Consider the following 12,404-nt stretch of genomic DNA (forward strand, 5'->3'; position numbering starts at 1 on the left):
GTGGACACGGTCAAGAAGCCGCTGCCTGAGGCCTTCAAGGGCTTGGGTTATCACGAGCTCAACGCCATGCTGAACCTGTATGGCCCTAACGGCGAGATCCAGTTTGAAGCTGACCGTGAAGCTGCGCACCAGTACTTCCTGCAGCACGTGAACAACAACACGGTGTTCTTCCACGACCTGGAAGAGAAGCTCGACTACCTGGTGAAGAACCAGTACTACGAGCGCGAAACCCTCGACCAGTACACGATGAACTTCATCCGCGATCTCTTCAACCGCGCGTACAAGAAAAAGTTCCGCTTTGAGACCTTCCTTGGCGCCTTCAAGTTCTACACGTCCTACACGCTGAAGACTTTTGACGGCAAGCGTTTCCTGGAGCGCTACGAAGACCGCGTCTGCATGGTCGCCCTGCACCTGGCCCGCGGCGACGAAGACCTGGCCAACCGCCTTGTTGATGAAATCATCGACGGCCGTTTCCAGCCGGCTACTCCCACGTTCCTCAACGCCGGCAAGGCACAGCGCGGCGAGCTCGTTTCCTGCTTCCTGCTCCGCATCGAGGACAACATGGAGTCGATCGCCCGCGCCATTAACTCCGCGCTCCAGCTCTCCAAGCGTGGCGGTGGTGTAGCTCTCTCGCTCACCAACATTCGTGAGCACGGCGCCCCGATCAAGCAGATCGAGAACCAGTCCTCCGGCGTCATCCCCGTGATGAAGCTCCTCGAAGACAGCTTCTCCTACGCCAACCAGCTTGGTGCCCGCCAGGGTGCAGGTGCCGTGTACCTGCACGCCCACCACCCGGACATCCACCGCTTCCTGGACACCAAGCGTGAGAACGCTGACGAGAAGATCCGCATCAAGACCCTCTCCTTGGGCGTTGTGGTTCCGGACATCACGTTCGAGCTCGCCAAGAAGAATGAGGACATGTACCTCTTCTCCCCGTACGACGTGGAAAAGGTCTACGGTATTCCGTTCTCCGACATTTCGGTGACCGAGAAGTACTACGAGATGGTTGACGATTCCCGGATCAAGAAGACCAAGATCAGCGCCCGTGAGTTCTTCCAGACCCTCGCGGAGATCCAGTTCGAGTCCGGCTACCCGTACATCATGTTCGAGGACACCGTGAACCGGGCTAACCCGATCGACGGCAAGATCACCATGAGCAACCTGTGCTCAGAGATCCTGCAGGTTTCCTCGCCGTCCATCTACGCCGAGGACCTCAGCTACGAGACCGTGGGTAAGGACATTTCCTGCAATCTCGGTTCCATGAACATCGCCAAGACCATGGATTCGCCGGACTTTGGCCGCTCCATTGAGACGTCCATCCGCGCCTTGAGCGCTGTGTCCGACATGTCCTACATCAACTCGGTGCCGTCCATCGCCCAGGGCAACGCCCAGAGCCACGCGATTGGCCTCGGACAGATGAACCTGCACGGTTACCTGGCCCGTGAGCACGTCCACTACGGTTCCGAAGAGGGCCTGGACTTCACCAACATCTACTTCTACACGGTGCTGTTCCACGCTCTGCGAGCTTCCAACCGCCTCGCTATCGAGACCGGCCAGAAGTTCGGCGGCTTCGAGAAGTCCACTTACGCTTCCGGTGAGTTCTTCGACAAGTACACCGAGCAGGAGTGGCTTCCGGAGACCGAGCGCGTTCGCGAGCTCTTCGCCGGCCACCACATCCCCACCCAGGATGACTGGCGTGAGCTGAAGGCTTCCGTCATGGAGCACGGCATCTACAACCAGAACCTCCAGGCTGTACCGCCTACCGGTTCCATCAGCTACATCAACAACTCCACGTCCTCCATCCACCCGGTGGCCGCCAAGATCGAAATCCGCAAGGAAGGCAAGATCGGTCGCGTTTACTACCCGGCTCCGTACCTGACCAACGACAACCTGGAGTACTACCAGGATGCCTACGAAATCGGCTACGAGAAGATCATCGACACCTACGCCGCTGCCACGCAGCACGTGGATCAGGGCCTGTCCCTGACGCTGTTCTTCAAGGACACTGCAACCACTCGCGATATCAACAAGGCGCAGATCTACGCATGGCGCAAGGGCATCAAGACCCTCTACTACATCCGTCTCCGCCAGCTCGCGCTGGAAGGGACTGAGGTTGAGGGCTGTGTTTCGTGCATGTTGTAACCGAAATCGGTTGATTTCTGCGGCGACTGCCGCTGCAAAAACTAAAGAGTACGACGGCGGGTCACCACCCGCCGTCGTAGGCTTACCTCAAGAACACCATCGCTTAAGGGGATGACATGACCGAGAAGGTCAAGCTGCTGACACACGTCGAGGCCATCAACTGGAACAAGATCCAGGACGATAAGGACGTGGAAGTCTGGAACCGCCTCGTCAACAACTTCTGGCTGCCGGAGAAGGTGCCGCTGTCCAACGACGTTCAGTCGTGGCACACGCTGACCCCGGAAGAGCAGCAGCTCACCATGCGCGTCTTCACGGGCCTCACCCTGTTGGACACCATCCAGGGTACCGTTGGCGCTGTTTCGCTGATCCCGGACGCCATCACCCCGCACGAAGAAGCCGTGTACACCAACATCGCCTTCATGGAGTCGGTGCACGCCAAGTCCTACTCGTCCATCTTCTCCACCCTGTGCTCCACCAAGGAGATTGACGACGCCTTCCGCTGGTCCCTCGAAAACGAGAACCTGCAGAAGAAGGCTCAGATCGTCATGGATTACTACCAGGGCGACGATCCCCTGAAGCGCAAGGTCGCCTCCACTCTGCTGGAGAGCTTCCTGTTCTACTCGGGCTTCTACCTGCCCATGTACTGGTCTTCACGGGCCAAGCTCACGAACACGGCTGACCTCATCCGCCTCATCATCCGCGACGAGGCCGTGCACGGCTACTACATCGGCTACAAGTTCCAGAAGGGCTTGGAGAAGGTTTCCGAGGCCCGCAAGCAGGAAATCAAGGACTACACTTTCGAGCTCCTGTTCGAGCTGTATGAAAACGAAGTCCAGTACACGCACGATCTCTATGACGGAGTCGGCCTGGCCGAGGACGTCAAGAAGTTCCTGCACTACAACGCCAACAAGGCGCTGATGAACCTGGGCTACGAGGCCATGTTCCCGGCTTCCGTCACCGACGTGAACCCGGCCATCCTCTCCGCCCTGTCCCCGAACGCCGACGAGAACCACGACTTCTTCTCCGGCTCAGGCTCCTCCTACGTGATTGGCAAGGCTGTCAACACGGAAGATGAGGACTGGGAGTTCTAAGACTTCTGTAGATGGACAACCTGTTTGGTCCTTTGGACAACCTAGTGTGAGATGACGACTTAGTTGGCATAACTGACAAGATAGTCGGCGCCCTGACAAACAGAGTGGCGCGGGGCCAACTATCTTGGCCGGCCATGCCCGTTGCTGAGACCAGGCCTTACCTGAGTAAGTGGGACTAAAACTCGACAACGTGAAGTTGGGTTGCGATGCAGGCCAGTTGGAAGACATGAGACGCTGGTTCGGAGAAAACAGCGCGGGTAGCTGGAAGTCTCCCAACTCGTGAGTAGTCATCACTCCCTCGATATGGCGTGCGACCCGATTCGTCTGCGAACTCTGGCTCATCGTGGGCAACAGCTTGTCTGGCTGGTGGCGTGCGCATTTCTTCGGGGCTATTTCTTCCGGCAGGTCCTTGGGACCTCTATCGACCGGAGAGGGCCCGGTGAAGGCACGTCACAAAATCGCTTCGTCAATACCTATCGAGCAAGGCCCCCAGCGTCCAAGGTTCTTGCGTGGGCCAGGTCGACCCGCCGGGTAAGGCGGGCGCGGTGCAGCGCACAAGAATCCGCTTTGAGAAGGAAACTACTGACAGGAGATCTCCTTGGGAATCACGGCCGACGTCCTCGATGACGTCAGGACCCAGATTGATGCCGACCCGGACGCGCTGGGTGGAGCACGAAACCGTCTTCGGCTTGTCCGTGATGCCTCTGCTGGGCTATACGGCAGGCTGCGTACCTATGCCAGTGGGTCGCTGGCCGCCCACACTATGATCAACCCTGTCTCTGACGGGGACGGTGGCGTCGTTCTCGACCGGCGTTTCTATCCGGCGCTTGGACCCGAAGGCAGGGATGAACCGCCCTTTGAGATTGTGGCAGAACTGTGTGACTTGATCGGCCCCCTTGTTCGAGAGCAGTATCCGAATGCACGCATCTATACTTCCAAACGGGGTCCGAAAGTCACGTTCGGGGCGCCGGTAAACAACCAGAATCCCACCGTCGACTTGGTTGTTGCCCTGACCCGGAAAGAAGGCGGCGGGCTGTGGATTCCAAACCTGAAAAAGAACACATGGGAGCCCTCTGACCCTGAGGGCCATGTTGCACTGCTCAACTCCGTTGGCTCTTCGCCGCGGTCCATCCGCCGGAAGGTCATCCGTCTGGCAAAGGCCTGGAATATGCAGTTTGTGTTCCCTGGAGTTTCTTCATTCCAGCTGAGTGTGTGGGCCCATGAATTCGTCGAACAAGGGATGGGAGTGCCCGTCGGCCTCCACGCCCTGTTCAGTGGTGCAGCGAGCAGGCTCGAATCGCACCAGGCAACTCCGGACCCGCTCGGTGTATCCGCAAACCTCAAACTTCTCCGGCCCGCCGACGATGTGAGGCGACGCCTTCGGAAGGCCGCTGATGCGCTTGCCGAGGCGCTTGAAAACGACACGGATGAAAGTGATGTTTATGCAGCGTTGAACCGGGTCTTTTGGAACTACGTCGATTCAGAAAAGTCGCGGGGACTGGCGGCAGCGGCCCAGTCTCTCTCGCGTCGCCAACCGGTAGCTGCAGCTGCCCTTGGCCTTTCCGGCATCACGGCCACCATCCCGCCCACCCGCTCCTACGGAGGATAAGCACGATAACCGCCAAGCAGCCTTGGCGCGAGCCGCCGTGGTTCGCGGCCCCGGCGAAAAGGATCAGTTTCCTCCGTGCGATCAACCGAATCGACCCGACAGCGTGCGGCATCAGGCCGCGGTATGCCTACCGCGGCGGGTTCGGCCTTCAGCTGTCTATCCGGCCGCCAGATCTGCCCTTGAGACGTGTGGAAATTTATTTCTCTCCGGGATCACCCGGAGTACCACGCCTGTTCGTCGATGGCCCGGAAGAATCCCCTCACCGTTATCCCGATCAAAGCCTATGTATGTGGTACCCCTACGACCCACCTGAGGCGCGATGGTGGCCAACGGACGGTGCGGAAATCCTCCTTGGCCACGTCGCGGCCCACCTCATCAAAGAAGAGTGGTATCGCCGAACCGGGGAATGGCCCGGTGATGAAATCGCCCATACCCCTCGCTGAAACCGGAACGAATAGAAAGAACGACACCCGCTGGCCATGATTAGCATCAACCCCTCCCTCCTTCTCACCAGTGCAGTCATCGCAGCCCTCCTGACGGCAACGATCAACATCGTCCTCGCTCGTCGTAGGAGCCGGGAAGAAGAACGAGCGCGTGTGCGCACGGTCTTCGCCGAAGCCTTCGCTGCGTACGCACAGTACAAGGAGTATCCCTACGTCATACGTCGGCGGAACGCCGACAAGCCGGCCGAGGAACGGGTCCGGATTTCCGAACAGATCCGCGCAACCCAGGAGAAGCTTAGCTACTACCTGGCTTGGGCGGCAGCAGAATCATCTGAGGTGGGCAATAAGTACGCTGAGCTGGTAGGCCAGATGCGCGCAGTGGCGGGTACAGCTATGAAGGACGCTTGGCGCGTCCCCCCGATCACCGAGGATTCGAACATGGTTATTCCAACCTCCGACGTCAACCTCTCGGGTCTCAAGCAAGCCGAAGAAGCATACAGGGCCGCTGTGGCGCAACACCTTGCCAAAATAAGCCCCTGGTGGGCACGCTAAGCGAACCGAACTCTGTGCTGCTTCCGCGGCGCCGTCGTGTCCTTGAGGAGCATCGCGTCACTCGCAGCCTCGGACGGAGCGAGGCGCGGTGAGGATGGCTCCAGGGTCTTTCGCTCCGGCGGCAGAGTGGAGTTTAGAGCCTTTGAGCCCTATAGGCCCTGCAGCGCCATCGGGGATAGTCGCAGTCAACTCCCTCAATCTGGAACTAAACGGACACGACGGATCTTGCGGCGACCACCGAAGCACCCGCGTGATCGCTGTTTCGCTCCGCCAAGGTGCTCGCAGCCAATGAAGGAGGCAGTAGTTCCGCGAACTTCAGTGTTCTGAGGGCGCGCTCATCAACCTGCGGCAGGACCCGTTGAGGCTCGTTCCGAAGCACATCCCGGACCTTGCGAGTGGCCTCGGCCAGAGCCGGAGTCGTAGTGTCTCCGCGCAATCCGATTTGCCAGTTGTTGTAGGCCCGAGATTCGTCCAGCAAAGCAGATGCTAGGTCAAGCAACCCCGCGACCAGCACGGCGTTCGCGCGGGCGCCGGGCCCAAGTCCACCAGCGTAGTCTCCCGTTCGGCTCGCGGGCCAGGACTGTCCTCCAGCGGATCGCACGATTCCTGGCGCTGCCCTTCAAGAATTCAGACACCGAAACTGACTTAGCAGCCATGCTGCAGGCGGCGCTGCCCGCCGTATCCACAAAACTGATCGTCCTCGACGAGGTTCAAATGCTGGCTAATGTTGCATCAATCTCCCGCCCAGCGGTGAACAATTTGAAAGACCTGACAAACTACTTTGAAGGCACCATCGTGTACTCAGGGCTGGACCTGAAGGACTCGGAGCTTCTGCAGAACGACGAGGGCCTGCAGCTCAAGCGCCGCGTCTTCAACGTCGAGGTCATCGATTTCACCGGGAAGATGACTAACAAGAAGACGGACGAATGGGCCAAAATCGTCGCTGGATTCGCCGCCGAGCTGCCCCTATACGCAACAAGTGCAGAACTACTGGGGGCAGAGGCAAACTGGCTCCATTGGTTTACCGGGGGCAACATCGGAACGCTGAAGGCCGTCTTGCTCGACGCCGCCGCCAGTCTCATTCTGGAGGACAAACCAGGACAGGAGACGATTGCCCAAGGACTACTGGAACTGTCCGTACGTGACTACGCGACAGAAACCGGGAAAACGAACGCGGCGCCGTCGGCCCCCTGCAGGGAGCGGCCAACCGGAGAAGACTGGGCCATGCCGGAAACTGAACAGACCCCCACGTTGCCAGCGGCGCTGCGAATCAAGGCCTGGCCGGGGGAAACCGTCTATAGCTTCGCCAGCCGACTTGAGCGCAAACTAAAGGCCACAAAACGAGTCATCAACCACCTCGCCTACTGCGACGCCACCCGGGTCCTCGGTAAGAACGCAACGCCGCGGCAGACCGCCGAACGAATGATCAGCATCTGCGAGGCAATGTGCGTTCTGCCGCCCGGCACGTTGGCCCGGGTAGCTCCGGTGAACAACCGCCCCTTTTCCTCACACCTGTGCAGCGAGTGCGTCGGAGGAATTGCCGTCGAGCACGAGTGGAACGGCGGAAGGTATACCTGCGAACGACACCGCAGATGGATAGCACCCGGCCCTTCACCGAAAAAACCTTCGGCAATTGAACCCCATTCCCCTGGAGACTACGCTCTGACGCAACTTAGCCAGCCCGTGGTCGACGCTGACCTCCGCATTGCGGAGCTCCTCGCCGAAGGTCGGATTTCAGTTGCGCTGATCGACGAGGTTGTACGCCGGATCGACTCGGCCCGCGGCCAAGAACATTGGGGGATCCCCCGTCCTTGCGATCTTCCTGTAGCCGCCGCAGCCTTGGCTGCGCTCACCGATCCTGACATTCACTCCATCGTTCTCGACGAGACGCTTTCGTTTGCGGAACGATACGCAAGGCTTTGGACCGTCCTGGTGGACTCCGGTGCGGCACTCAGCCCGGGGCTGTGCGACCGGCTATGGCTCCTACTGAGGCAGACCATCGCATGGACCCGTACGACCTTCTTCAACGAAGCCCCCGTGGATGGGTTCGAGCCCATCATCGTGCCGGAGCCTTCGCTCAGACTCCCTTTAGCCCGCTATCCACTGGAGCCATTTCGCCGATCCATGGCCTGCCTTCGGACGGCCGGAACGAACGCCGACGAGTGGTGGCAGGACCGTTACATGGTCGTTCAGTCTTCGCCCGTCGAGGCCCCGCTGCTGATGTGTGACAACGGGCATGTTCAAAGGACACTAAAGCACCACGCTCGCCGGATCGAGGGCGAAGACTTCCGCTGCTCCATATGCACCGGCCAACGAGTCGTAGCCGGGCTGAATTCCTTGGCGGACCTGATGTCTAAAATCGCTGCTGACTGCGATCAAGCAGCGAACGGCGACTTAACTCCATTCATGGTTACTCCGGGAGCCAACGTAAAAGTCGGTTGGATCGACGACAACGGTCACCACTACGACGCATGGATCCCGAACCGGACCCTGCAGGGCACCGGATGCCCATTCTGTGCAGCGAAGGCGGTCCTGGCCGGCCTTAACGATTTGACCACTACGCATCCCCAGTTGGCCGCCCTCTGAGACGACGAGGCAAACAGCGACCGGAAAGTCACACAGGTTTCAGCTGGAAACTCGAAAGACAACATCCACCGGCGTTGCGACAAAGGGCATCCCTTCCCCCGCACGCCTGCAAACCTTGTAAAAACCGAGGGGCGCTGCCCGACCTGCCACGGCCGCACAGTAGTGCCGGGGGTCAACGATCTGGCTACGCTTCGGCCAGATGTCACAGCTTGGTGGCATCCACACAAAAACGGTGACCTCGCCCCGGAAATGGTCACGCCGGGCAGCGGCCGGAGGGTGTGGTGGCTGTGCAATGACGGACATGAGTTCCCGGCCGACATTGACTACAGATGCCGGCAGAAGAACAGGACGTGCTCTGTGGACACAGGTTGGTGGTTGCTCGGGGGAGTGAACGAAATCGCGACCAAGGAACCTAACTTAGTGACTGACTGGAACACTGCCAGGAACGGAATGCAGCCTTCGCAGACGGTCGCCACCAACAACCCGTGGTGGTGGACGTGCGCCTTTGGGCACGACCAGCACACAACGGTGGCCAGCCGCCGTCGCGCCGGGGGCTGCACTGACTGTGCGCCGGAGGACAGGGTGGCACAACCGGAGCGAACGTTCGACCGGGCCAGGCAGGGCTGGGATACGCGCGAGGCAATATCACCCACTCTCAGAAATCTGGACGACCCCTGATGCTGCCCGATGCATGCCCCTTACACGGTTGGCTTAGATGTCAGGAGAGGCCGATAGCTGCTTGAATTGCGGCCTGAGCTACACCCGCACCAATCGACCCAGCGGCGTCAGCGATCCAAGTGCCGGTGCTCTTGAGGAGTCCAATCATCCCGCTCGAGTTCTTTCTCTCAGCCTCACTTGCGGCCAGGGCTAGCTGATCCGCGGCCTCAGTAGCACCCTCATCGTTGCTGGCCCGGAAGTGATCACGAAGCTGGATGAGTTCCTTCAGGAGAGTCTCGCGATCGAACTCCTTGTTACCGATGGTCAAAGTATCCGCGGTGACGATGTCACCCTCTACCTTCGTATCATTGCCGAATACACCGATCTCGACCTTTGCATCGGGGCCGATCGCGCCGGCGGTGACCTGGCCATGGAACTGGAAATTCATCGTATTAACGCCTCCGTAGTAATGGTGGTGGTTGGTCGTTGGAGCCTGCTGGTGTATCTGATTGGCTCTTTCCATGCTGACGATGGGCTGCTTGTCCACGAGCACACTTTCAAGGAACCGGTTGATCTCGCGACCAACCTTCGGGCGCATCGCCCCCAGCATGCGTTCGTACTTTAGCCCAAGGTCGTCACCAAAGGTTCTCGAGGACACTGCGCGGAGCACGGACTCTGGTGATGCGTCTCCGATGGCCTTGTCATCCTGCAGGGATTTCACACATTCACGAAGCGCAAACTGCAGCGCGTCAAAGCCATACTCCCCCTTCTTTTCGGCAATCGGCAGGGAATGCTGTGTCAAGGATGCGATAAAGCCCATCAACTCCGAGGCCGAGTGCAGTCGCAGGAGGTGTATTCGCAACTCTCGGATCCGCTTACGGACAGCCTTCGTGCCCCACTCGCTCGATAGCACGTGCACCCGTAGTTTTCTCCCATCCGGCAGCGTCACATCGCGGCTAGCTAGTTGAATCTGGGTCCCTCTAATTCGTTTGGCGCGGAAGGATTTGGGAAGTAGGGCCGTGAGACCCGGCGCCTCCACCACGACCGCCATCAGCCCGGAGTCGACCAACGGATCACCCCCGCGCTCATTTGACGTACTCAACGCATAATGTCTCGCGAGCGGTTTACCCAGCTTGAAGAGGGGGTGCGTACGCCCGGGTTCGTCTGAACGAAGGTGTACTGGCAGGGTGGCTCCTGAGGCGATCAGGTCAAACAATTCCTCCAGATCGAACTGTCCACTACGGGGGTAGGCCTGCCCACCCAAACCCACCAGATCAATCCGCAAACCAAGATCAACGTCCAATAGTGCAGTTGTCCCAGGAAGGGCGAGCCATGCGCGCTTTCGAATTGCATACACATGACAGTGCTCGGTTTGACGATTCAGGGCTTGTACTTCGAATGGCGGAAATGTCAGCGTCCGATTGAGATCGGCGAAAGCATTTTCGTGTGGCCATCGCTCAATGGCTTTGCTGGGGCGCTTCGTGACTCTACCCATTCCCCGAACAAAGTCTCCATCCCGCCACATTCGGGGGAGCATCACGGATTTAGCGACGCGCTCGTCAGCGGCAAAGCTCCGAGCGTCTAATAGGGGCAGCCGGTAGGTCGCAAGCATTCCCCGAGTCTACTGATCATGTCGAATTGGGCACACTTCCCCTTCGTGCGAAACTCAGGGGAAGTCGGCATTAGCCTCGACGCCCCGTAGGATCCCGTCGACTCCGATGGTCCCGGTCCTAATGAGCGCTCGTTCGACATGCTACTGCGGCACACACCATAGCGGCAAGACAACGACGAGACTCAGCCAGTGTGCTCGCGAAATCCTGGTGGTGCCTCAGTTAGGGATGCTCGCGAAAGTGCTGGCCGGGTCCGGGGTGGGCGCGGTGTCCTTGAGGGATGGGCGAGTTGTCGATGGAAGCGCGTCGGGAGATCACGAAGAAGCAGGGTTTGGAGTATGCCCGGGCGGGGAAGAAGCGCAAGGGTGAGATTCTGGATTTGGTCATGGCCGTGACGGGTTGGTCCCGGGCGAACGCGCGGCGGCAGTTGACGGTGGCGGCGAAGCGGCGCGGGGTGCCGCGGAAGATACCCAGGCGCCGGGAGCGGAAGTATTCGGCCGCTGCGGTGACCGTCCTGGCCCGGGTGTGGAGTCTTGTCGGGGAGCCGTGCGGGAAGTATCTGGCCGTGGTGATGGAGGATTCGCTGGAGGCTTTGGAGCGTTTTGATGAACTTGGCCCGGTCGCTGCTTTACTCACCGGTGAGGTCCGCAGTGAGCTCTTGTCGATGTCGGGGGCCACGATTGACCGGTCAAGGCTGCCCGGTATCCGAAACCGCCCTCGCCGACGAAGGCCGGGACGATGCTCCGGCAGGACATCCCGGTGCGGTGGACGGGAACTCCGATGGAACAACGGCCCGGGTTCCTGGAGATCGACACGGTCGCCCATTGCGGCGACAATCTGGCCGGGGACTACCTGTGGACCCTTACGGCGACGGACGTGTTTCTGGGGTGGACCAGGACCGTGTGCATCAGAAGCCGAGGACACCGCCTTGTGCTCGATGCCATCAAAGCCATCATTGAGGAACTGCCCTACCCGGTCACGGGCATCGATTTCGATAACGGCGGAGAATTCGTCAACCACCAATTCGTGGCCTGGGCCGCCGAGGAGAACATCCCGCTCACCCGAGCCCGGCCGTACCAGCACAACGACAACGCCCACGTCGAGCAGCGCAACAACGACTGGGTGCGCCGGCATGCGTTCCGGTACCGGTACGAAGGACCCGAGGAAATGGTGTTGCTCAACGAACTCTGGGAATTAGTGAACCAGCGGAAAAACTACCTGTTGCCCATGAAAAAGGCCGCGGGCTGGAACAAACGCAACTCAGGCCGGACCCGGCGCGTTTATGACCAGCCCCGCACCGCGTACCTGCGGCTTCTGGACACCGGGATCCTGGACCCCGCAGCGGCCACAGAGCTCAAGGGCATCCACGACTCACTCAACCCGGCCGAGATCACCCGACAAATCAACCAGATCCAAACCAAGCTCATCACCCGCGTCAAACTTCGCGCAGGGACCGGCACCACCCGGATTTCGCGAGCAATTTAGCTGAGGCACCCGTCGCCCTCACGCGAGCACATTGACATGAGGCACCACGGACAACCCGTTGACTCATAGAAAACCTCCGCGTAGCGGCGCGGTTCACGGCGGTGGCGGCGGATTCGGGTTGTGCGCGTTTTCATGGAGCTAACGATGGGCCAGCGCCCGGCTGTGACAAAGAAGAAAGCCCTCGCCCACTAGAGCGCCGATCCGCAGGGAAGAGCCTGCTCCTGAACGA

At 59.8% G+C, this 12,404-nt stretch carries 10 protein-coding genes; 7 read left to right on the forward strand and 3 right to left on the reverse strand.

Translation table 11 applies throughout. The features are described from left to right. The 4 genes from nrdE (at position 1) to HAV21_RS04165 (ending at position 5,837) form a co-directional block, all read left to right on the forward strand. Positions 1 to 2,142, forward strand: coding sequence for a class 1b ribonucleoside-diphosphate reductase subunit alpha (gene nrdE, locus HAV21_RS04150; protein WP_347877612.1), 2,142 nt, complete (start codon positions 1 to 3; stop codon positions 2,140 to 2,142). A 116-nt stretch (positions 2,143 to 2,258) separates the two neighbouring features. Then, positions 2,259 to 3,233, forward strand: coding sequence for a class 1b ribonucleoside-diphosphate reductase subunit beta (gene nrdF, locus HAV21_RS04155; RefSeq protein WP_166840537.1), 975 nt, complete (start codon positions 2,259 to 2,261; stop codon positions 3,231 to 3,233). A 598-nt stretch (positions 3,234 to 3,831) separates the two neighbouring features. Continuing rightward, on the forward strand, positions 3,832 to 4,842 hold the full coding sequence (locus tag HAV21_RS04160) for a hypothetical protein (RefSeq protein WP_166840539.1): 1,011 nt from the start codon (positions 3,832 to 3,834) through the stop codon (positions 4,840 to 4,842). 479 nt (positions 4,843 to 5,321) lie between these two features. Beyond that, positions 5,322 to 5,837, forward strand: coding sequence for a hypothetical protein (locus tag HAV21_RS04165; protein ID WP_166840541.1), 516 nt, complete (start codon positions 5,322 to 5,324; stop codon positions 5,835 to 5,837). Positions 5,838 to 6,042: 205 nt separating this feature from the next. On the opposite strand, the gene HAV21_RS04170 is transcribed toward HAV21_RS04165, so the two are convergent. Continuing rightward, positions 6,043 to 6,438 carry a hypothetical protein gene (locus HAV21_RS04170; protein WP_166839769.1) on the reverse strand — a complete coding sequence of 132 codons (396 nt, stop codon included), beginning with the start codon at positions 6,436 to 6,438 and terminating at the stop codon, positions 6,043 to 6,045. Between HAV21_RS04170 and HAV21_RS04175 the strand changes: the two genes are divergently transcribed. Together HAV21_RS04175 and HAV21_RS22550 are read left to right on the forward strand one after the other, a co-directional pair. Then, positions 6,321 to 8,423 carry a zinc-ribbon domain-containing protein gene (locus HAV21_RS04175; RefSeq protein WP_166840543.1) on the forward strand — a complete coding sequence of 701 codons (2,103 nt, stop codon included), beginning with the start codon at positions 6,321 to 6,323 and terminating at the stop codon, positions 8,421 to 8,423. The genes HAV21_RS04170 and HAV21_RS04175 overlap by 118 nt on opposite strands. A 420-nt stretch (positions 8,424 to 8,843) precedes the next feature. Beyond that, positions 8,844 to 9,101 (forward strand): hypothetical protein, encoded by a 258-nt coding sequence (locus HAV21_RS22550; protein ID WP_347877600.1) that lies wholly within the window; start codon positions 8,844 to 8,846, stop codon positions 9,099 to 9,101. A 40-nt stretch (positions 9,102 to 9,141) separates the two neighbouring features. On the opposite strand, the gene HAV21_RS04185 is transcribed toward HAV21_RS22550, so the two are convergent. Continuing rightward, entirely contained in the window at positions 9,142 to 10,692 is a 1,551-nt protein-coding gene (locus HAV21_RS04185) for a hypothetical protein (RefSeq protein WP_166840546.1), read from the reverse strand. Positions 10,693 to 10,912: 220 nt separating this feature from the next. Next, positions 10,913 to 11,368: a hypothetical protein gene (locus tag HAV21_RS22150; protein ID WP_243753092.1), complete on the reverse strand. Its 456-nt coding sequence runs from the start codon at positions 11,366 to 11,368 to the stop codon at positions 10,913 to 10,915. Positions 11,369 to 11,428: 60 nt separating this feature from the next. On the opposite strand from HAV21_RS22150, the gene HAV21_RS22155 reads away from it, so the two are divergent. Next, entirely contained in the window at positions 11,429 to 12,175 is a 747-nt protein-coding gene (locus HAV21_RS22155) for a transposase family protein (protein ID WP_243753093.1), read from the forward strand. Positions 12,176 to 12,404: the final 229 nt, after the last annotated feature.

It is taken from the genome of Paenarthrobacter sp. MSM-2-10-13 (assembly GCF_011605365.1).
Lineage (GTDB): Bacteria > Actinomycetota > Actinomycetes > Actinomycetales > Micrococcaceae > Arthrobacter.